Annotated in this window: 24 protein-coding genes; 17 read left to right on the top strand and 7 right to left on the bottom strand. The window is 66.3% G+C overall.

The features are described 5' to 3' along the window. The first annotated feature begins 12 nt into the window (after positions 1-12). Both ftsW and PUN51_RS02415 read left to right on the top strand, forming a co-directional pair. Positions 13-1,338, top strand: coding sequence for a putative lipid II flippase FtsW (gene ftsW, locus PUN51_RS02420; RefSeq protein ID WP_224026796.1), 1,326 nt, complete (start codon positions 13-15; stop codon positions 1,336-1,338). After that, a complete protein-coding gene (locus PUN51_RS02415) occupies positions 1,322-2,593 on the top strand; it encodes an MFS transporter (protein ID WP_275179741.1) in 1,272 nt (423 codons plus the stop codon). The genes ftsW and PUN51_RS02415 overlap by 17 nt, the downstream gene beginning before the upstream one ends. On the opposite strand, the gene PUN51_RS02410 is transcribed toward PUN51_RS02415, so the two are convergent. Both PUN51_RS02410 and PUN51_RS02405 read right to left on the bottom strand, forming a co-directional pair. After that, positions 2,590-2,736, bottom strand: coding sequence for a hypothetical protein (locus tag PUN51_RS02410; protein ID WP_159631085.1), 147 nt, complete (start codon positions 2,734-2,736; stop codon positions 2,590-2,592). The genes PUN51_RS02415 and PUN51_RS02410 overlap by 4 nt on opposite strands. A 328-nt stretch (positions 2,737-3,064) precedes the next feature. Beyond that, positions 3,065-3,757, bottom strand: coding sequence for an ANTAR domain-containing protein (locus PUN51_RS02405; RefSeq protein WP_236560739.1), 693 nt, complete (start codon positions 3,755-3,757; stop codon positions 3,065-3,067). 285 nt (positions 3,758-4,042) lie between these two features. On the opposite strand from PUN51_RS02405, the gene PUN51_RS02400 reads away from it, so the two are divergent. Further along, positions 4,043-4,561, top strand: coding sequence for a MarR family winged helix-turn-helix transcriptional regulator (locus tag PUN51_RS02400; protein WP_159631088.1), 519 nt, complete (start codon positions 4,043-4,045; stop codon positions 4,559-4,561). Between the two features lie 62 nt (positions 4,562-4,623). Further along, on the top strand, positions 4,624-5,121 hold the full coding sequence (locus PUN51_RS02395) for a hypothetical protein (protein ID WP_275179740.1): 498 nt from the start codon (positions 4,624-4,626) through the stop codon (positions 5,119-5,121). A gap of 159 nt (positions 5,122-5,280) precedes the next feature. Here the strand turns inward: PUN51_RS02395 and PUN51_RS02390 are convergent, their stop codons facing one another. Further along, positions 5,281-5,604 (bottom strand): hypothetical protein, encoded by a 324-nt coding sequence (locus PUN51_RS02390; RefSeq protein WP_159631090.1) that lies wholly within the window; start codon positions 5,602-5,604, stop codon positions 5,281-5,283. A gap of 308 nt (positions 5,605-5,912) precedes the next feature. Between PUN51_RS02390 and trxB the strand changes: the two genes are divergently transcribed. Then, complete coding sequence (gene trxB, locus PUN51_RS02385) at positions 5,913-6,890, top strand: thioredoxin-disulfide reductase (RefSeq protein ID WP_159631104.1); 978 nt, start codon at positions 5,913-5,915, stop codon at positions 6,888-6,890. Between the two features lie 28 nt (positions 6,891-6,918). Here the strand turns inward: trxB and PUN51_RS02380 are convergent, their stop codons facing one another. Beyond that, positions 6,919-7,260 carry a hypothetical protein gene (locus tag PUN51_RS02380; RefSeq protein WP_159631106.1) on the bottom strand — a complete coding sequence of 114 codons (342 nt, stop codon included), beginning with the start codon at positions 7,258-7,260 and terminating at the stop codon, positions 6,919-6,921. Positions 7,261-7,540: 280 nt separating this feature from the next. Here PUN51_RS02380 and PUN51_RS02375 point away from each other — a divergent pair, with 280 nt between their 5' ends. The 4 genes from PUN51_RS02375 to PUN51_RS02360 all read left to right on the top strand — a co-directional run bounded on the left by PUN51_RS02375 (position 7,541) and on the right by PUN51_RS02360 (position 10,599). Next, entirely contained in the window at positions 7,541-8,062 is a 522-nt protein-coding gene (locus PUN51_RS02375) for a PAS and ANTAR domain-containing protein (RefSeq protein WP_275179739.1), read from the top strand. A 62-nt stretch (positions 8,063-8,124) separates the two neighbouring features. Then, positions 8,125-8,553 (top strand): hypothetical protein, encoded by a 429-nt coding sequence (locus PUN51_RS02370; protein WP_275179738.1) that lies wholly within the window; start codon positions 8,125-8,127, stop codon positions 8,551-8,553. Between the two features lie 69 nt (positions 8,554-8,622). Continuing rightward, positions 8,623-9,840 (top strand): MFS transporter, encoded by a 1,218-nt coding sequence (locus tag PUN51_RS02365; RefSeq protein WP_275179737.1) that lies wholly within the window; start codon positions 8,623-8,625, stop codon positions 9,838-9,840. Between the two features lie 57 nt (positions 9,841-9,897). Further along, positions 9,898-10,599 (top strand): esterase/lipase family protein, encoded by a 702-nt coding sequence (locus PUN51_RS02360; RefSeq protein WP_275179736.1) that lies wholly within the window; start codon positions 9,898-9,900, stop codon positions 10,597-10,599. On the opposite strand, the gene PUN51_RS02355 is transcribed toward PUN51_RS02360, so the two are convergent. Then, positions 10,568-11,776, bottom strand: coding sequence for a flavin-containing monooxygenase (locus tag PUN51_RS02355; RefSeq protein ID WP_275179735.1), 1,209 nt, complete (start codon positions 11,774-11,776; stop codon positions 10,568-10,570). The genes PUN51_RS02360 and PUN51_RS02355 overlap by 32 nt on opposite strands. A 38-nt stretch (positions 11,777-11,814) precedes the next feature. Between PUN51_RS02355 and PUN51_RS02350 the strand changes: the two genes are divergently transcribed. Then, positions 11,815-12,474, top strand: a complete 660-nt coding sequence (locus tag PUN51_RS02350) for a TetR/AcrR family transcriptional regulator (RefSeq protein ID WP_275179734.1) — start codon at positions 11,815-11,817, stop codon at positions 12,472-12,474. A gap of 15 nt (positions 12,475-12,489) precedes the next feature. On the opposite strand, the gene PUN51_RS02345 is transcribed toward PUN51_RS02350, so the two are convergent. Next, positions 12,490-12,852, bottom strand: a complete 363-nt coding sequence (locus tag PUN51_RS02345) for a cytoplasmic protein (RefSeq protein ID WP_275179733.1) — start codon at positions 12,850-12,852, stop codon at positions 12,490-12,492. A 68-nt stretch (positions 12,853-12,920) separates the two neighbouring features. Between PUN51_RS02345 and PUN51_RS02340 the strand changes: the two genes are divergently transcribed. The 7 genes from PUN51_RS02340 to PUN51_RS02310 all read left to right on the top strand — a co-directional run bounded on the left by PUN51_RS02340 (position 12,921) and on the right by PUN51_RS02310 (position 17,414). Next, entirely contained in the window at positions 12,921-13,526 is a 606-nt protein-coding gene (locus PUN51_RS02340; protein ID WP_224026784.1) for a TetR/AcrR family transcriptional regulator, read from the top strand. 191 nt (positions 13,527-13,717) lie between these two features. Beyond that, on the top strand, positions 13,718-14,260 hold the full coding sequence (locus tag PUN51_RS02335; protein WP_159636233.1) for an alternate-type signal peptide domain-containing protein: 543 nt from the start codon (positions 13,718-13,720) through the stop codon (positions 14,258-14,260). A 72-nt stretch (positions 14,261-14,332) separates the two neighbouring features. After that, a complete protein-coding gene (locus PUN51_RS02330) occupies positions 14,333-14,956 on the top strand; it encodes a hypothetical protein (RefSeq protein ID WP_275179732.1) in 624 nt (207 codons plus the stop codon). Further along, positions 14,946-15,590, top strand: coding sequence for a signal peptidase I (locus PUN51_RS02325; protein ID WP_275179731.1), 645 nt, complete (start codon positions 14,946-14,948; stop codon positions 15,588-15,590). Before PUN51_RS02330 ends, PUN51_RS02325 begins: the two co-directional genes overlap by 11 nt. Beyond that, entirely contained in the window at positions 15,591-16,079 is a 489-nt protein-coding gene (locus PUN51_RS02320) for a hypothetical protein (RefSeq protein WP_275179730.1), read from the top strand. A 249-nt stretch (positions 16,080-16,328) separates the two neighbouring features. Then, the gene (locus PUN51_RS02315) at positions 16,329-16,706 is read left to right on the top strand and encodes a VOC family protein (protein WP_275179729.1); all 378 of its coding nucleotides are present in this window, start codon (positions 16,329-16,331) and stop codon (positions 16,704-16,706) included. A 381-nt stretch (positions 16,707-17,087) separates the two neighbouring features. Continuing rightward, a complete protein-coding gene (locus tag PUN51_RS02310) occupies positions 17,088-17,414 on the top strand; it encodes a hypothetical protein (RefSeq protein WP_275179728.1) in 327 nt (108 codons plus the stop codon). 40 nt (positions 17,415-17,454) lie between these two features. Here the strand turns inward: PUN51_RS02310 and PUN51_RS02305 are convergent, their stop codons facing one another. Continuing rightward, entirely contained in the window at positions 17,455-18,360 is a 906-nt protein-coding gene (locus PUN51_RS02305; protein ID WP_275179727.1) for a phosphatase PAP2 family protein, read from the bottom strand. Positions 18,361-18,395 lie beyond the last annotated feature (35 nt).

Raw genomic sequence — 18,395 nt, 5'->3', positions numbered from 1 at the left:
AGGAACGGACAGATGAATACAGGACAAAAGCAGCGCGGGACGGGCCGTCCTGCCCGGCGCGGGTTGGGCAAACTGGCGGTGTGGCTGGAGGACGACTCCCCGGGACGCCTCCGGCCGCTGATCCTGGCGGTGGTCCTCACGCTCTCGGCGATCGGACTCGTGGAGGTGGCATCGGCGTCGTCCGTGGAATCCGTGGCGGCAGGAAACAATCCGTACGATCTTCCCCTGAAGCAGGCCATGTGGACCGTGGCCGGCGTGGTGATCATGCTGGTGCTGGCGCGCATGTCCGTGCGGCGGATCCGCTGGCTGGGCTGGCCGCTGCTGATCGGTTCCCTGTTTGCCCTGCTGCTGGTGTTCACGCCGCTGGGCATGTCCGTGAACGGCAACCGGAACTGGCTGAGCGTGGGAGGCTTCACCGCGCAGCCGTCCGAGTTCGCCAAACTGTCGCTGATTGTCTGGGGCGCCGGGATCCTGGACCGGAAGCAGGCCCTGCTGGGGCAGTGGAAGCACGCGGTCATCCCGCTGGGACCAGCCGGAGCACTGATCATGGGCATCGTGGCGCTGGGGCACGACCTTGGCACCACCATGATCATCATGATGATCCTCGCCGCCACCATGTTCTACGGCGGCGTGCGGATGAAGGTGTTCTCCGTGGCCGGCCTGATCTGCGCGGCGGGCGCCCTGGTACTCGCAGCCACCAGCGGCAACAGGATGGGCCGGATCTCCTCCTGGCTGGGCATGGGCTCCGACGAGGACGCGCAGGGCATGGGCTACCAGGCGCAGCACGGCGCCTACGCCCTGGCCTCCGGCAGCTGGTTCGGCGTGGGCCTGGGGCAGAGCCGGCAGAAATGGAACTGGATCCCGGAAGCCCACAACGACTTCATCTTCTCCATCCTCGGCGAGGAACTGGGCCTGGCCGGTTCGCTCCTGGTGCTGGGCCTGTTCGCCATCCTGGCCATTGCCGTGTTCAAGACCATTGCCCGCACCACGGACACGTTCTCGAGGACCGTGGCCTGCAGCGTGATCACGTGGATCCTGGGCCAGGCCGTGATCAACATCGCCATGGTCAGCGGGCTGCTGCCCGTGATCGGCGTGCCGCTTCCGTTCATCTCCTACGGCGGTTCAGCCATGGTCTCCTCCCTGGCCGGGATTGGGGTGATCCTTGCCGTGACCCGTCCGGAAGGAACTGCTCCCCCCGTCCGCCGCGGCGCCCGCCTGGGCCGGGCCCGCTTGCGCGGTGCCGGACAGAACGGTGCCGGACAGAACGGTGGCGGGCAGAATGGTGCCGTGGCTGATCGTGCGGTGAAGCAGGTCCGGGAGCATGCCCACCAGCGCTAGCGCCGCCGGGAGCGTTCCCGCGGCGCCCATGACCGCCATCCGCTTCATCCTGGTCTTCGGGATCATCAGCGCCCTGATGGACATGGTGTACGAGGGCGCACGGAGTGTTACCGGCCCGTTCCTCGGTGCGCTGGGCGCGTCCGCGCTCCTGGTCAGCGTGGTCACCGGCGCCGGGGAGGCTGTGGCCCTGGTCCTTCGCCTGGTGTTCGGGCGGCTGGCGGACAGGCCCGGGCTGCGGTGGGCACTGGCGATCAGCGGGTACGCGCTGACGGCCGTGTCCGTGCCGTTGCTGGGAATCACTGACGCGCTCTGGATTGCCTGCCTCCTGGTCCTGGCGGAACGGCTGGGCAAGGCCGTCCGGAGCCCGGCGAAGGACACCATGCTGGCCGAGGCAGGTTCGGCGCTGGGCCAGGGCAAGGCGTTCGCACTGCACGAGGCGCTGGACCAGGTGGGAGCGCTGCTGGGGCCGCTGCTGGTGGGGGTGGCCCTGGCGTTGTCGGGCAGTTATGGTCCGGGGTTCCTGCTGCTTGCTGTTCCAGGCCTGGCGGCCATGCTGATTCTCTTCCGGCTGCGGCGAAGGGTCCCGGATCCGGCCGTTTACGAGGCGGCGGACGCATCACCGGCCACCGCGGTCCCTGCTCCTGGCGGACCCGGTCCCGCTTCCGTGAAGGCCGTTCCCATGCCCCGGCAGTACTGGCTGTATGCCGCGTTCAGCAGCCTGACCATGTTCGGCTATGCAACGTTCGGGCTGTTGTCCTTCCACCTGGTGGCCACCGGGCTCCTCCCGCCGGCGGTGGTCCCTGTCCTCTACGCCGCGGCCATGGGAGTGGACGCCGTGGCCGCCCTGGCCTCCGGTTGGCTCTTTGACCGGGTGGGGCTGAAAGTCCTCCTGCTCCTGCCCGTCCTGGCGGCTGCGGTGCCGTGGCTGGGCTTCAGCAACAACACGGCGCTCGCGGTCACGGGCGTGCTGGTGTGGGGAGCGGCCATGGGCGTCCAGGAAAGCACCATGCGGGCAGGCGTGGCGGGCCTGGCCCCGGTGGCACGGCGGGGGAGTGCCTATGGAATGTTCACTGCGTGCTACGGCCTCGCCTGGCTGGCCGGGAGCTTCCTCATCGGTGTGCTGTACGAGTACTCAATCCCTGCCCTGGCCATCACCGTCACGGCAGTGCAGGCAGCCGCCATGGTGATCTTCGCCGTCGTCCGTCCTCATGCCGTGCGCCCCGGGCTGCAGTCTTCGGGGAACATACCTTCCTAGGCGACCGCTCCGGCGACCTCGGGGCATTCAGCGCAGCGGACGTCCGCAACCAGGGAACCGGCGTCGTCCTTTTGGAAGTGGGTGACGTGATTGGTGGTCCTGCCGCAGGTGGGGCAGAAGCTCTGGCTTTGTTTAGTCCACATGCATGAATAATACGGAACACCGTGATAAAGGAAAGATTGCCCACCTAAACCATGTGGATTTCCGCATGCCCGTGACCGGATCTTGACCAAAGCTGCTGGCGATTCTTCAGCGAACACTGAGTTTCGCCACGTAGTTTGGGCGCATCAGGCAGTACGGAGGCAGGACGGAAGGAGCGCAGGACAATGACCATCACCGATTACATCGTGGCTCTCGGCGGCATGCTGGCTTCACTCGGATGTGCAGGACTCGTGGCGGCCGGACTTATCAGGGCGCGGTCGCGGCACCAGGCATAACTCCCGCGGACCACAGGGAAGCTCGCTGCAGTTCCTAGGCAATCGCCGGGGGTTCGAAACGGGTTCTGGGCGCACCACTGGGCATCGCCTTCAGGATGCCGTCTGCCACGCTGCGCACCTTCAGGTTGCGGTTCCGTGAGGTGCCGGCGAGCCTGCTGAAGGCTTCGGCGTAGGAGCAGCGGTTTTGCGCCATCAGCACGCCGCAGGCAACGTCGATGCTGGTCCTGCTCTCCAGTACCTGCTTGAGGTTGTCACCCGCACGGATCACGCCGTGGACGTCGAGGGCCAGTTTCAGGCTCTGCGATGCCACCTCGCCGAACCATGACGCGTCAGCGAGGATCCTGGCGGGGAAACCGTAGTCGGGTGGGCCCAGGAAAACGAGGGCCGCGGACGAGCCGGGCTGCAGTTCCAAGGGGAGGGCAAGGGCTGCGCCGAGGCCGTGCTCCAGTAACCGCTTCCGGTAGGCCTGCCAGCGTGCGCCTGCCTGGCCGATCACTGTCGGAGCGGCCAAGGCGGAGCCCAGTGCCGTGGGGCCGTCCACGTGCTCGTCCTCCGAGGCTGCAAGGGCGGCGGTGCCCGCCGTGCTTCCGGCTGTGACGGTACAGGACCGTTGCCGGTGCAGCACGGCTGCGCACTCGACCGGCGTGCCCGCCGTGGTGCTCATCCAGCGGGCCGCTGCGCCGGCGAGTTTTTGCAGGGACTCTGCCTCGCCGTCGGCCCCTGTCACTAAATCCAGCAGGAACCCTTGCCGGTCGGGCCCCTTATTATCTGCCGGGCCAAAAGCCACCCTGCACCCCCATCTGCGATTGCCCCGTGGCCGTACTGCCTTGGGGGTTGCACAAAAACCTATTGGGCCCGCGCGGCAGCGGCACGAGTAGCCGGTACTCTACTTTTCCTGCAGGCCCTCCGCGGGTACCCGTTCGGCCGTTGACCCGTGGAGCCACCGCCGCGGCAAGTGGGCTACGATGGGTTTGTTAGACGGCCAAGCAAGTAGGATATCGAAGGAATTCGCATGAACCCGCACGGTGCAAGCGAAGGCTACTGGTACCCACCCCGCGAGGGCGCGCAGCCCGGTGCTGTTGACGTCATTAACGCCCTCAGGGAGTTCCGGACCTCTGAAAGTGCCATGAGAAGGCGCACCCGCTCCTCCGCCGCGATGGGGGAGACCGACCTGTTGGCGCTTCGGTACCTGATCGATGCGGAAGCTGCCGGCGTTGGCATCCGCCCCACCCAGCTTGCGGCCCGCCTGGGCATCACCTCCGCGTCCATGACCAGCCTGGTTGACCGCCTGGTGGCAGCCGGCCATGTGACGCGCGAGCCCCACCCCTCCGACCGGCGGGCTGTCATCATCCGGCCCACGCCCGGTGCCGACGAGGAGGTGCGGCACAACCTTAACCAGATGCACAAGCGCATGCTTGAGGCCGCCGAGTCGCTGTCGGTGGAGGAGATCAAAGCGGTGATGCACTTCCTGGGTTGCATGCGCGAGGCTGTGGATGCGGTGGTACCCGGTGACGTGGTGGGCTTGCGCTAGACAAGCGGCTAATCCTAGTTAGACTAGCTACATTGTTTAGAAACTATCGGATGGCGGATCGCATGACTGCAGTACTTGAACCTCAGGCAGCGGGACAACGGATCCACGTCCAGGCCGATGACGAATTTCAACTCCAGCCGACTGCACCCAGTGCGTTCGATGAATCCCCGGTGTCCGCGCTGCTGGACGGTCCGGCGCCGGCCATGGACCTTGACGGTCCGGCCGCACCCTTCCATTGCGGCGTGGCAATGACCTCCGGCCCGGTTCCGATCGCGTCCCTGGGGTGGGCGCCGCTTGAGCTCGGTGCATCGGAATGGTCCTGTACCTGCGGCTACACGGAGGACGGCAGCCCGGCCGGCGACCCCCTGGAAGCAGTCCGGCTGGCTTCGGCACGGGTGGAGAGCCTTCAGTGGGAGCTCGACGCTGCGCAGGAGCAGTTCGGGAATGCAGTCAGGAACGCCTCGAAGCACGGCGCGGGGGAGGGGGCCCTGGGCAGGGCTGCCGGCCTGAGCGCGGTGGAGCTCCGGGAATTCCTGGATGGCGGATCACCGCTGATGTAAGTTTTGGGCCCCGCGGGGGCCCGGGGGCTCCGCACAGCCCCGAAGTGCAGCCATCCGTCTGTTCAGATGCAGCTGCACTTCGGGTTGTTGGAGCGGTGGAAGAAGTGGTTGGCGGCCTGCTCTGGCCCGAAGCGTGGGCGCGGCGAGCGGCCGGGAGTCCTATGCGGCGAGGCGGGACGGCGCGGTGCGTGGATGTCGGCGGTCGGCCAGCACGCTGATGGTGCATGGTGCCTGGTCCGGATCGATCATTGCTGGCAGCTGCCCGCTCTCGGAAGCGGCGTGGAGCATATCCAGCGCTTCCGGATCCACCCAGGCGCTGGAGATATCGAGCTCCAGGTCCAGGCCTCCCCTGAGGGAGTTGGCGCGCTTTGCCACTACGTAGAGGGCGTTGATGCTGTGGATGGTGATATGCCCCTTTGCAATCACCTGGGCCTTGCTGTGGTCCAGATCGATCCGGACCACGATGTTCAGCTTAGAGTTCAAGATGTAAAGCCTTCCCCGGCATTGGCTGCGACGCTGCAGCTTCTTGCATGGCCTGTTTGCTTAAGCCTCAATTAGATTAGGCAACCGATGTGATGTGCGCAACACGGTGACGTTTATTACATCGACCGCAGTTTCCTATCACTTTGGGGTTCGCCAGTTGGCAGCCCGGACCGCTGCTTGGCCGTGGCCCGCCAAGCAATGAAACAATCGGACGGGGTGATCAGGGCACGCACAGAAACTACTGACCAACCCACTCCTGCCCGCGCAGCCCGCGGACGCACCGCAGTACCGCCACCGAAGGACACGCAATGAGCAAAGAACAGCTGATCATCATCGGCTCCGGCCCCTCCGGCTACACCGCCGCCATCTACGCCGCCCGTGCCGGACTGAACCCCCTGGTCCTGGCCGGATCCGTCACCGCCGGCGGCGCGCTGATGAACACCACCGAGGTGGAAAACTTCCCGGGTTTCCCGGCCGGCGTCCAGGGCCCCGAACTGATGGACGGGCTGCAGCAGCAGGCGGAAAAGTTCGGCGCGCGCATTGAGTACGACGACGCCACGTCCGTCGACCTGAAAGGTCCCGTCAAGCGCGTGGTCACCGGCGGCGGGGAGACCTACGAGGCCCAGGCCGTCATCCTGGCCACCGGCTCCGCCTACAAGGAACTCGGCCTGCCGGAGGAGAAGAAGTTCAGCGGGCACGGCGTCTCCTGGTGCGCCACCTGCGACGGATTCTTCTTCCGCGAACAGGACATCATTGTGGTGGGCGGCGGCGACTCCGCCATGGAGGAGGCAACCTTCCTGACCCGCTTCGGAAAGTCCGTCACCGTCGTCGTTCGCAAGGGCGAACTGCGGGCCTCCCGCATCATGGCGCAGCGCGCCAAGGACAACCCCAAGATCCGCTTCGCCTGGAACTCCGCCGTCACCGCCATTCACGGCGACGGCAAAGTCAGCGGCGTCACCCTCACGGACACCCGCACCGGTGAGACCCGGCACCAGGACGCCACCGGCATCTTCGTGGCCATCGGCCACCTGCCGCGCACGGAACTCGTGGCAGGCCAGGTGGACCTGGACGACGAAGGCTACATCAAGGTGGACGCGCCCACCACGTGCACCAACCTGCCCGGCGTCTTCGCCTGCGGCGATGCCGTGGACCACCGCTACCGGCAGGCCATCACCGCCGCCGGCACCGGCTGCGCCGCTGCCCTGGACGCCGAACGCTTCCTGGCCGCGCTTGAGGATGCCGCAAGCATCGCCACGGCGCTGGTGGAGGAGCCGACCCACAGCTGAACAGTGTGCAGCGGGAACGCTCCCCAGGTCAGACGACTTCGGGGAGCCTTCCCGTTAATACGGAAACGGGGGCCGATGACCAGCGCTCGCGTTCCGGCTCGTACGAGATCACCATGGACGCGTCGCTTTCGCGCGCCTCGTCGATGGCCAGCAGCAGGGCGTCCTCCATGTGCCTGGCATATTCCAGCCGCTCGGGCAGCGAACCCTGCAGCCCGCCGTCGTCAATCAGTACGTGGCCCTTGCCGTCCACGATGACCTTCAGTGAATACCCGCGGTCCTCGTGCAGGGACCCCCGGGTGGATGAAATCTCGGTGACTCGGTCTGACCGGACCAGCCCGTTGCCCAGCGTGCGGATCCATACTTCACCCATGAACTGACCTCCCCTTGGATTGGGACGCGCTTCAGCGCCCCATAAGGCGAACGCTACTCCTCGCCGGGCCCTTTGTGACCCCCACAATTTTGGGGAGCCTGCCATGGAATGTGACATATGGCCGGCAAGTAAAGTTATGGTGGGTGCCTTGCTTTCGGCTGGGTTCGGCTGACTTGAGAAGGACAATATGTGGTCAAAACTGGATACGTATCTCTTTCCGCTCCAGCCCTCTGCCCAATGTCCTTCGGGGACCTTTAAATTGCACGTCCCCTCCGGAAAGATGGAGTGGTCCGAAGGCATGTACGGCATCCACGGGCTCAAGAAGGGCGATGTGGTGCCTACCTGGGAACTGTTCATGGCCCACAAGCACCCGCTGGACCGGGAGCCGGTCCGTGCCCTCTGGACGAACCTCCTGGACGGCGGAGGCCAAGGGGCCCTGCTCCACCGGGTCATAGACGCCCGGGGCAGGGAACGGCGTGTCTTCTCCGCGGTCCAGGCCGTTGCAGAGCCGTCGGGGCAGGTGGAGTATGTCCGCGGACTCATGGTGGACGTGACCCAGAGCCTGCGCATCGAATCCCAGCACGCGGCTGAGGAAGCGATCGAAGGTGCGTACGGGCACAAGGCCCTCATTGAGCAGGCCAAAGGCATCGTCATGGCTCTGCGGGGTGTGGACGGCCAGGCGGCCTTCCAGGTCCTGGCCACCCGAAGCCAGCACGCCAACACCAAGCTGCATATCGTCGCAGAGGAACTGGTCAACGCGGCCGCGGACGGCAAGGCCGCCGAACTACTGGCCGGTTACTGAGCCCGGCTCTGGGGACCTTCGGCACTTCCGGGCAGGCTACCCTCCGGGCCACGCTGGTGGGCATGGCGGACAGGACTATCAGCCGCAGCGGCAGCATTGGCTCTGCCATAGTCAACGCCCTGCTGCTGTACGGGATCAACGTCTGGCCCGGGTGGCGGGTGCTGCCGTTCCTGACGGCGGACATGCCCCGCGCCCTGGACCTCATCAATGCCACCTTGATCGCGGGCATCATCGTGAACCTGGTCTGCGCGGTGATTCGCGCCAGGGTACTGCTGGCACTGGGAAACCTGGTGGTCATGGGCGTCGGCGTGGCCGCCATGATGCGTCTCTGGGAGGTCTTCCCGTTCGACTTCGGCACCAGCTGGTCCGGCTGGCCCGTTGTGGTAAGGGTGCTACTGGTTCTTGGGATCGTGGGCTCGGTCATCGGCGCCATTGTTGAGCTGGTCAACCTGTTCCGTGCCCTTGCCGGGCTCGAGCCGCGGGCCCGCTAAGACACCGGAGGCGCCGCGGACCGCCGGCGATGCAGGGGGTGCGGATCCGGCGGTCATAGGATAAATCTGATGACTTCCCCGGATGACCCCGTGCCCTTCAACCTGCGCAGCATTGCGGTGGCCGCCTTCGGCCCCACACTGCTTTTCGGAATCGGGCAGGGCGCCATCCTCCCGGTGGTGGCACTGTCTGCCCGCGACCTGGGCGCCTCGGTGGCGGTGGCAGCCCTGATCGTCACCCTGATCGGACTGGGGTCCTGGTTCTTCAACCTGCCCGCCTCCCTGGTGACCCTGCGCTTTGGCGAACGCTGGTCCATCGTGGGCGCCGCCGTCGCCGCCGGCCTGGCCCTCGCGGCCGCCGCCACTTCCTCCCTCGCCCCGAACGGACTATGGCTCCTCGCCGTGGCGATGACCGTCGTCGGGATGTCCGGTGCGGTCTTTGGCCTGGCGCGGCAAAAGTACCTCACCGAGGCCGTGCCCGTGGCATTCCGCGCCCGCGCGCTGTCCACGCTGGGCGGCGTGAACCGGATCGGGGTCTTCATCGGCCCCTTTGCGGGGGCAGCGGTAATGCAGTTCTTCGGCATCGCCGGCGCCTACTGGGTGGGGGTGGTGGCCATGGCGGCAGCCGCGATGCTGTCCCTGACCATCCCGGACCTTACGACGCCGGAGGTCCGCTTGGGCGCGGACGCAGGCCCCCAGCCCACGCTCCGCAGCGTCGCGGTGTCCCATGCCGGCGTGTTCCTCTCACTGGGGATGGGCATCCTGCTGCTCAGCGCCTTGCGGTCCTCCCGGCAGGTGGTGATCCCGCTCTGGTCCGACCACCTGGGCATGGATGCCACCTCAGCGTCCCTGATCTACGGGCTGTCCGGCGCCATCGACATGCTGGTGTTCTACCCGGCGGGAAAACTCATGGACCGCAAGGGCCGGCAGTGGGTGGCGGTTCCGTCCACGCTGCTCATGGGGACCGCGCTGCTCCTCATTCCGCTGACCGGGTCCTTTGTGGGGCTGCTGCTGGCTGCGCTGCTGATCGGGTTTGGCAACGGCATCAGTTCCGGGCTGGTGATGACCCTGGGCGCCGACTTCTCACCGGACCGCGGCCGGGGACAGTTCCTGGGCCTCTGGCGATTCATGGCGGACGCCGGCTCCACCGGGGGACCGGTGCTCCTCTCCGGGGTGACGGCCCTCGCCTCCCTGGGTCCGGGGATCGCCGCCACGGGCGTCCTGGGCTTCGCCGCGGCGGCCGTGTTCGCCGTCGTGATTCCCCGCCTGAAGCACCGCCGCAACTACTGAGGCGTGTTTGCGGGCCCGGTTGGTGGGTAGGCGCCCCGCCGAGGTTATTCTCGACTCATGAGTGATCCCGGCGCTGCTGCCCGCATCAGTCCGCTGCAGAAGGCTGTGTGGTGGGCGCAGGACTATGTGTACGCCGCGGGCTGGCAGGTCCGCGGGTTCCTCTCGCGCGTGCAGCCGGCGTCCTTCCGCAACGGCACCCGCCCGCCTGTGGTGATCATTCCCGGCGTGTACGAAAACTGGCAGTTCATGATGCCGCTCATCCTGGCCATCCACGACGCCGGGCATCCGGTGCATGTGGTCACGGTGCTCCAACGCAACAAACTGAAGGTGCCGGACGCCGCCAAACTGGTGGCACAGCACCTGGAGGAGGCGGGGCTGCGCGATGCCATCCTGGTGGCGCACAGCAAGGGCGGCCTGATCGGCAAGTACACCATGCTGTCCCTGGATCCCGAGCACCGGATCGCTCGGATGATCGCAGTGTGCTCGCCCTTTTCCGGCTCGCGTTACGCCCGGTACATGCTGCTGCCCAGCCTCCGGATCTTCTCGCCGCGGAACGCCCTGACCCTTCAGATGTCCCGCGAGTTGGCCATCAACAGCCGCATCACGTCGCTCTACGGACCGTTCGATCCGCACATTCCGGAGGGGAGCGTCCTGCCCGGGGCCACCAACATCGAGCTGCCGGTGGCCGGGCATTTCCGCATCCTCGGCGACCCCGCGACCGCCCGCATCATTGTGGAGCAGCTGAACCTTCCGGCCTGACGTCCCCGGGCAGTTGCGTTGTCCCTGATCCGCTTGGCGCTTTGGCGGCGATGCACCGGGCTATGAAGGCTGCGTCCCTGCCCACGCCGTGCACCATGGAGGATGCCAGCGACTGCTGGAACGTGGCTCCCAGGAAGTACAGTCCCGCCCGGGCTTTGGCCACCCCGCGGTCCTGGTCCGGCTCCCCGTCCGGGCCGAACACCGGCAGGTCAATCCACGCCAGGTCCGGCCGGAAGCCGGTGCACCAGATGACGTTGGCGATATCCGGTGTCCGTCCGTCAGCCAGCAGCGGCCGGCCGTCCCGGACGCCTTCCGTCCTGGGGACGCGTTCGACGCCGGCACGCACCAGGTCCCGGTTCTTCACCCTGACCAGTGGCCCGCTGTGTGCAAGGATCTGCGGGCGGGCCTTCCGGCCGGCGGGAGTGTTGAGGTTGAGGACGTGGGAGAACGCGAAGAAAACAGCGAGGGTGAGGGGCCGGGCCGCCACGGCGTCGATGGGCCAGGGGATCTCGCCGGGGTGCCGGCCGGAGAGGTAGGTCGTGCGGCCGGCGGCAAGCTCCAGGGCGATGTCCGCGCCGGAGTTGCCGGCCCCCACCACCAGGACGGGTCCTGGCGCGAGGTCCTTCGGGTTCTTGTAGCTTCCCGCCGTGAGTTGCTTGATGTCCGGGGCGAGCTGCCGTGCGAAGGCCGGCACCTTGGGTGTTCTGTCCCAGCCGGGTGCCACCACCACGTTGTCGGCTTCCAGGTATAGGCCGCCCGCTTCGATGGCGAAGCTGTTTCCGTTGTGGCTGAGGCGGTTGACCCGAATGTTGTTCCGGACCGGCAGCCCAAACTTCTCCGCGTAGCTGCTGAGGTACTCGGCAAACTCTTCACGCGACGGGTAAGACCAGGGCGGGGCAGGGTAGCGGCTTCCGGGAAGGGCATCGTACCGGGCAGGGGTGAAGAGCCTGAGGGAATCCCAACGGGTGCGCCAGCTGTCTCCGGTCCGTGGGTTCTCATCGAGGATGACGAACGAACGCTTGGCGCGGGACAAGTGGTGGCCCATGACCAGGCCTGCCTGGCCGCCGCCGATCACCACGGTGTCGAAGTGCTCTGACATGATGCCCTGCCCTTCCGTCCCCAGTTCCGCTGCGTTGACGCCGTGCGTTGCTGTCCGGGGCTTCCTGCTACAATTCATCCGAATAGTATTCGGATGAATTAAGGCTAGGCCCGGCGATGAGTGAAGTCAATGCCCCCGCACGGCGCTACCACTCGCCCCGGCGGAAGGAGCAGGCGGCCGCCACCCGCGACGCCGTGCTGGCCGCCGCCCGCGAGCTCTTCGTGGGGGAGGGGTACCGGGCCACTACGGTGGCGGGTATTGCGCGGAGGGCCGGAGTCGCCGTTGACACCATCTATGCCACCATCGGTCGCAAGCCGGACCTGCTGCGGGAGGTGGTGGAAACGGCCATCTCGGGCACCGGCCAGGCCGTGCCCGCTGAACAACGGGACTACGTGGTCCGCCTGCGGGAGGCGAAGTCAGCATCCGAGAAAATCTCGATCTACGCCCACGCGCTGGCCGCTATCCAGCCCCGCCTGGCGCCGGTCTATTTGGCGCTGCGCGACGCCGCCGGCACTGATCCCGACTGCGCTGCGCTGTGGACCGAGATTTCCGACCGCCGTGCCGCAAACATGCGGCTGTTTGTTAGGGACCTCGCCGCCACCGGGGAGTTGCGAACGGACCGCCCCGCGGCCGAACTCGCCGATGCGGTCTGGAGCATGAACGGGCCCGAGTACTGGGTGCTCCTGGTGGACCAGCGGGGGTGGGGTCCCCGGCAGTTCGCTGAGTGGCTGGCCGATGCCTGGTGCAGGCTGCTCCTGGCGGGGGACCGGTCCTAGGGGGCTGCCCGACAGCTAGGAATCAGCAGGCCCAAGGCGGCCTGTGTGGGCGGCCTGCTCATCCACGCCGGGGATCTCCCGACGGGGTTCCTTCAGCTCGATAAAGAGGCAGTGAGTCGGGGAAGAGCCGGTGTTCGTGCCGGAATGTTCCTGCGCGTCGAGCCAGCGTGCCTGACCTGCCTCCAGCTCTACGTCCGCTTCCCGGTCCCCTGACCGGAGGCGGCGGGCGAAGGAACTGAGTGTGACCATCACGCTGTCAGGGTGGGAATGGGTGCCGGTGGTGTCTCCGGGACCGTCGCTGTACTCGAGGACGCGGACCCGGTCGTTTTCGAAGACGAGCCGGTAGTGCTGCGGGTTCACTGCAATGGGATCGGCCACGGGAAACCCCTAGGTGAGTCTTTTATGGGACATCCGTACCATAACGGTACGTCTGTATCATAAGTCCTGTGTCCGTACGCCACAATGAAAAATATCTGGAGACCGGCAGGACCCGGCAGAAGTCGCGCACCCGGGAAGAACTGGTGTCCTCGCTCCGGGACCTGTTGAAGGACGGGCAGGATCCGTCGGTTGCGGAAGTCGCCGCCATCGCCGGGATATCGCGGACGACTGCCTACCGGTACTTCCCGGACAAGGAAGCCCTCCTGCACGCGGCCCTCCCCGAGACCGGGTTGGCGTCGCTGCTTGGCGAGGAGCCGCCGTCGGACGTCCGTGCCCGCCTGGTGCGCACCCTGGACGCGCACTTCGAGTTCATCCGGGCCTGGGAACCGCAGTTGCGGGCATCGCTGCGGCTGTCCCTTACCCCGGGGACCGCCCGACCCACTCTTCGCGGAGGCCGCGCTGTGGGCTGGTACCGCGACGCCCTGTCTCCGCTGGAAGCCGCCGGATCCGGGATCGACATCGCCGCCCTTGCCGTGCGGCTCCGTGCGGTTGCCGGAATTGAACCCTACGTCTGGCTGCGGGATGTGGCGGGTCTCCGGCCGGACCAGGCGTTCAGTGCCATGCGTGCCAACGCCCTGGACATTCTTGACGCCGAGATGGGTCGGCAACAGTAGCTGCCGCGGTGCCCCGGCAGGCGAGGTGCCAAGATGGCCATTTGCGATAGAAGCGCAGGTCAGACCTCGGTTGAACTTTCAAATACCTTGAGCCTTTGTTGACGTTTTCCCTCCTCGCTTCCTGAGGTTGGCCCGGCAAAGTGGTCCTCAGTTAGACCACCGCACGCCAACCAAGTCTGAAGGGACACATCATGAAGAACAGCACTCTGATCAAGGGCACCGCTGCCATCGCCGTGGGCGCAGCACTGCTGCTGGGCGGCGGCGGAACCCTGGCCGCATGGAACGACCAGGCAACCGCGGCTCCCGGGAACATCGTCTCAGGCGACCTGAAGGTTGGGTTGAACAGCGCTCCGGGCGTCTGGACCGACCGGGCCGGCGTGGACATCACCGCCAAGATTAAGGACGGCTCGTACTTGGTAGTTCCCGGCGACCTGCTCACGTTCAAGCAGGATCTGGACGTCACGCTCACGGGAGCCAAAATGGCCGCGAACATCACCGCAAGCGGCGCGAATGCCACTAACGGATTCGTCGGGGACAGCGTCAATGTCTCTGCGCCGGTCCTCACTGTTGGCACTGATGCTGTGGCGAATCCTCTCACCACTTCGAAGAAGGTCACTGCGACTATCACGTTCGAATTCAAGTCGGGCACGAAGGACCGGGTTGACGTCAACAAGACCTACAACTTCAATAACGTCGAGTTCACCCTCTCCCAGGTGCTCCCTGCAGGCGCGTAGTCCATGGATGCGGGTGGCTCTACCGCCACCCGCATAAATGAGCAGGCGACAGGACCATAACCAGGAGGGACCATGCGCACCAAGCGCAGGCTGCAGGCGGCGGCACTGACCGCCCTGGCAGTGGTCCTGGGCCTGTTCACGGTACAGGGAACCTATGCATTGTGGAGTGCGGCGGCGTCGTCCTCCCCGGGGACCATCACGTCCGCATCGTTCGATATGGCCCTCCAGGCGGTCAACACAGGTGCGACGACCAACATGACCCTCTCGGACGGGAAACCGGCAACTTTGACCCTGTCGCCGGCGGGAACGTTGGGGCCGGGCACGTCGGTTTACGGCGGCATGGTGGTCAGCAACAACACCAATGCCGGCGGCCAATTCAACACCGCCATCACCGCAAGCCAACCGAGCGTGGCGAACCTCAACGGGGGAGCCCTTGCCACCTACATCATCGTCAAAGCGAAGGTGGCAGCGTCACCCAGCGAATGCAGCACCGCCACCGCATACACAGCGATTGATACGGCCGGGCTCGTCTCGCCCACAGTCGCCAAAGCAGGGTCAACCGTCTTCTGTTTCCAGGTCAGCCTCATGTCTGGCACCCCATCAACAGTGAACGGACAACCACTGAAAGGACAAGCAGTGACTATCCAAACCACGCTCAGCGCGCGTCAGCTCTGCGGGGTACCCAATGTCTGCTGACCTGACCGAACGCCTGCTCGGCGGCGCAGCCGAACCCTCAAGGCAGTGGACCGGGACTGCGGCAACCACCCCGGCAAGAGGAAGCAAACGCAAAACCGCCTGGGCCGCCGTCGGACGCTTCCTGAGCATGGCCGCCATGCTGGTGGCGCTGTTCGCCGCCCTGGTCCTGGTTGTGGTGCCGGTGGCGACGGGTTCGCAGACCTACACGATCCTGACCAAGTCCATGGCGCAGAAGTATCCGCCCGGCACCTTCATGGTGATGAAGCCCGTGCCGTTCGATGAACTCACATACGGCGACGTCATCACGTTCCAGCTGTACTCCGGCCGGCCGGACGTGGAAACACACCGGATTGTGGGCTTCGGTTCCACCCAGCAGGGCGAGAAGACGCTGATTACCAGGGGCGACAACAACGGCGCCAACGATCCCAATCCGGTGCGTGCCATCCAGGTCAAAGGCAAGCTGTTCTATGCCGTCCCGTACGTGGGTTTCGTGGCCAACTTCCTGGGGAACTCCGACCGGGGGACGTGGACCGTTATCGCCGCCGTCGCCCTCATCGGCTACGGGGCCATCACGGTCTACAAGTCCGTTCGCAAGACCCGCAAGCACGATACCCCGGCTGCCGAGGCTGGGTAGATGGCACGGTTCCGGGACCTCCCAGGTGCGGCGCCCGCCGTCGGGGCCTTCGTGCTCACGGTGCTGCTGGGTGTTGGCGGCGCCTCGGCGTCGGCACTCTGGCAACAGGGCGCGACGGCGACGATGACGGTTACTGCCTCCGGAACCTGGCCGCCACCCGTGTTCAACACCCCCGTCTGCAGCAACGTAGACAACGCGAACAAGTACGTATCCCTGGCCTACTCGGGATTCTCCGAGGCTCCAACGAAACTCACCTTCTCGGCAGCCGGAACCAACGGGGTCTACGGGGCAAGTTCGGACCTGGCTGGCCCGTTCGGTACTTCCGGGAGCGTATCGCTCTTTGGAGACTCCGCGATCTTCACCCAAATCACCACCACCCCGGCGACTGTCAGGATCGTGGCCACGTTCGCAGGCGGTGCCCAGGCCACCGCATACGTGAAGGTGAGCCTGGAGATCGGCACGGGAAACAAGAAGATCTACTGTGCCTGAGCTTTCCACCCGCCAGTTCGGCGGAAGAAGGTGCCGCTGCATCCCCCCATGCAGTGGCACCGTCTCCCGCCGAGCTGGCATTTTGCGTGTTTGGGGAGGATGCGGGTCGCGGATGCATCTCCGCGTCGATGGGCCAGGCGCGCCGGGGACGGATATCAGGCCGGGGGCCCGCGGAAGGTGTTGTGCCGCCGTCGTGCCATCCCCGTGTCCGTACGGCCGGTGGCGTAGGGCGATCCGTACACTGGCACCATGTCATGCCGAATCAGTGAACTGGTCCTGAACTGCGACGACCCGGAACTGCTTGCGCGGTTCTGGAGTGACGTCCTTGGTTATGTCGAGCTGGACAGGGAGGACGGGATGATTGAGATCGGTCCGGCTCACGCCGGGTTCGGCGGCCTCCAGCCCACCATCATCCTGAGCGCCAGCAGCAACCCGCGGGTGGGGCGGCTTCCCCTGCACATCGACGTCAACCCGGTGGACCGGGACCAGGACGCCGAACTGGAACGGCTGCTGGCCCTTGGTGCCCGGCCGGCCGACGTGGGGCAGACCGGGGACGAACAGTGGCACGTCCTGCAGGACCCCGAAGGCAACGAATTCTGCCTCCTGCGCAAGCGCCTCAGTTCCTGAAACGGGGTCGCCGCGCGCCTCAACGGAAAGGGCGGGGAGGGGAGTGCCGGGTGGCGCCCACTTCAAAACGCCGCCCTGGCACCTGCAACTATTCACCGCGCCGATCAAGTTGCGGCACTCCAATGCATCAAGGTTGCCGCAAGACTTCCCGGCAGGACGCTGGATCGTGCTAGCGCGGGGCGCCATCCTGAAGGCGTTCCTCGGTAAAGCGCGATTTGCGTGAGCGCGGGACGCGGGCCGGGCATTGCCCGCCCAAACGGAGTCCCAGGCCCACCAATAACTTAGGGCCCATGACCCTTACGGGCCGGGCGCGGAACCGCTACATTGTTGCCACGCATGCGGGCGCTTCCCATCCGAGCCTGTTTGCCACTAGGGGGCGACGTGGAACTTTTCAGCGATAAACCCGCGCTTGCCGCGGCTGCCCTCACCCGGCTCGTCGCCGCGGATGCCCGGAGCCAGGGCATTCCTGCGGGCCGCCTCCAGGCCTACCTCAGCGACCTCGTGGTGCGCAACGGACCCAGCATCGTTGAGCAGCTGGCCATTGAACTGGCACGCCAGCACCTTGCCACGCTGGACCGGCTGGCCCGGGCCACCGGCAAACCCGCCGCACGCTACCTGGACGAACTGGAACTCGCCGCCGCCATGCAGGAAAGCATCGGCCGTGACAGTGCGCAGCTGGACACCACCGATCCCGGGGAGAGCACCTGAGAAGTGGACCGGTGGGGGAGGAAGCGCCCGGGTGAGGGGTTTACCGCTTGGGCGCCCCCTGCCGCCGTGCGGCGTACGCGAACAGCGACGTGGTGGCCATCGTGGCCAGGTATCCCGCGATGACGATCAGCGAGATGCCGGCCCAGAAGTAGTTGGTGGTGCTGGTTTCCTGCCACGGGCTGGGCGCAATCCGGATGAGTGAATACACGGCAACCCCGGCCGAACCCAGCCCGATCAGCACCGGCAGCGTGAGCCAGATCCGGGCCGAGCCGAGGTGGTCGCCGAACCCGTCCCACTCGTTCCAGGACCCGCGCCGGAGGATCAGCCAGCCCGCCGGAATCATGAAGGCCCCCACCAGCAGGAACGCCGCCACCACGTCCGCGGGCCGGTGCCACTGGTTGATCAGGGTGGACACCCCGGACGCGATGGCGAAGGAGCCGCCAACGAAGCCGGCCATGGGTCGCCAGCGCGGCGACGCCATGAGGAACACCGCGGCGGCAGCGGATGCCGCCAGCGTGGTGTGCCCGGAAGGCAACGAGTTCAGTTCCAGGGTGAGCACGCCTTTGTCCGGGCGCGGCGGCAGCAGGTCCTTGAGCACCTGCGTCGCCACGTTCGCGCCAATGCACGCGGCCACGGCAATCCCGGCCTCCGCCCAGTGCCGCCGGATCACGGTGACAAACAGGACCACGACGGCGGCCATCACCAGGGAGATGGTGGGCAGCCAGTCAAGGAACTGGGTGGCGGCCTTGCCCGCGGGCCCGTGGATCTCCACAGCTTCCACCAGCGCGGACTCATCGATGAACTGGCCCGTGGTGGTCTGGACGAAGAAGTAATAGGTGGCAACCAGCCCGGCAATGCACGCCACCGTGGACAGCACAAACAGGAACGCCGAGCCCGGGGCAGGCCGTGCCGGAGTCCTGATGGAGAGTTGCCGTGAGGAAGTCATCGCGATTAAGGGTGACACAAAAAGCTGGAAGGCCG

Source organism: Arthrobacter sp. NQ4 (assembly GCF_029077345.1).
Taxonomy (GTDB): Bacteria; Actinomycetota; Actinomycetes; order Actinomycetales; family Micrococcaceae; genus Arthrobacter.
Note: the sequence above shows the minus strand (reverse complement) of the source record. Positions and strands in the feature narration are given on the sequence as shown.

Bases quoted from the DNA above. Each gene is read 5' to 3' on its own strand.
- PUN51_RS02410 (WP_159631085.1), bottom strand. From the start codon at position 2,736: ATGTGGACTAAACAAAGCCAGAGCTTCTGCCCCACCTGCGGCAGGACC.
- PUN51_RS02360 (WP_275179736.1), top strand. From the start codon at position 9,898: ATGAGTGATCCCGGCGCTGCTGCCCGCATCAGTCCGCTGCAGAAGGCT.
- ftsW (WP_224026796.1), top strand. From the start codon at position 13: ATGAATACAGGACAAAAGCAGCGCGGGACGGGCCGTCCTGCCCGGCGC.
- PUN51_RS02305 (WP_275179727.1), bottom strand. From the start codon at position 18,360: ATGACTTCCTCACGGCAACTCTCCATCAGGACTCCGGCACGGCCTGCC.
- PUN51_RS02395 (WP_275179740.1), top strand. From the start codon at position 4,624: ATGACTGCAGTACTTGAACCTCAGGCAGCGGGACAACGGATCCACGTC.
- PUN51_RS02415 (WP_275179741.1), top strand. From the start codon at position 1,322: ATGCCCACCAGCGCTAGCGCCGCCGGGAGCGTTCCCGCGGCGCCCATG.
- PUN51_RS02320 (WP_275179730.1), top strand. From the start codon at position 15,591: ATGGCACGGTTCCGGGACCTCCCAGGTGCGGCGCCCGCCGTCGGGGCC.
- PUN51_RS02365 (WP_275179737.1), top strand. From the start codon at position 8,623: ATGACTTCCCCGGATGACCCCGTGCCCTTCAACCTGCGCAGCATTGCG.
- PUN51_RS02375 (WP_275179739.1), top strand. From the start codon at position 7,541: ATGGAGTGGTCCGAAGGCATGTACGGCATCCACGGGCTCAAGAAGGGC.
- PUN51_RS02370 (WP_275179738.1), top strand. From the start codon at position 8,125: ATGGCGGACAGGACTATCAGCCGCAGCGGCAGCATTGGCTCTGCCATA.
- PUN51_RS02380 (WP_159631106.1), bottom strand. From the start codon at position 7,260: ATGGGTGAAGTATGGATCCGCACGCTGGGCAACGGGCTGGTCCGGTCA.
- PUN51_RS02325 (WP_275179731.1), top strand. From the start codon at position 14,946: ATGTCTGCTGACCTGACCGAACGCCTGCTCGGCGGCGCAGCCGAACCC.
- PUN51_RS02355 (WP_275179735.1), bottom strand. From the start codon at position 11,776: ATGAATTGTAGCAGGAAGCCCCGGACAGCAACGCACGGCGTCAACGCA.
- PUN51_RS02330 (WP_275179732.1), top strand. From the start codon at position 14,333: ATGCGCACCAAGCGCAGGCTGCAGGCGGCGGCACTGACCGCCCTGGCA.
- PUN51_RS02315 (WP_275179729.1), top strand. From the start codon at position 16,329: ATGTCATGCCGAATCAGTGAACTGGTCCTGAACTGCGACGACCCGGAA.
- PUN51_RS02335 (WP_159636233.1), top strand. From the start codon at position 13,718: ATGAAGAACAGCACTCTGATCAAGGGCACCGCTGCCATCGCCGTGGGC.
- PUN51_RS02350 (WP_275179734.1), top strand. From the start codon at position 11,815: ATGAGTGAAGTCAATGCCCCCGCACGGCGCTACCACTCGCCCCGGCGG.
- PUN51_RS02400 (WP_159631088.1), top strand. From the start codon at position 4,043: ATGAACCCGCACGGTGCAAGCGAAGGCTACTGGTACCCACCCCGCGAG.
- trxB (WP_159631104.1), top strand. From the start codon at position 5,913: ATGAGCAAAGAACAGCTGATCATCATCGGCTCCGGCCCCTCCGGCTAC.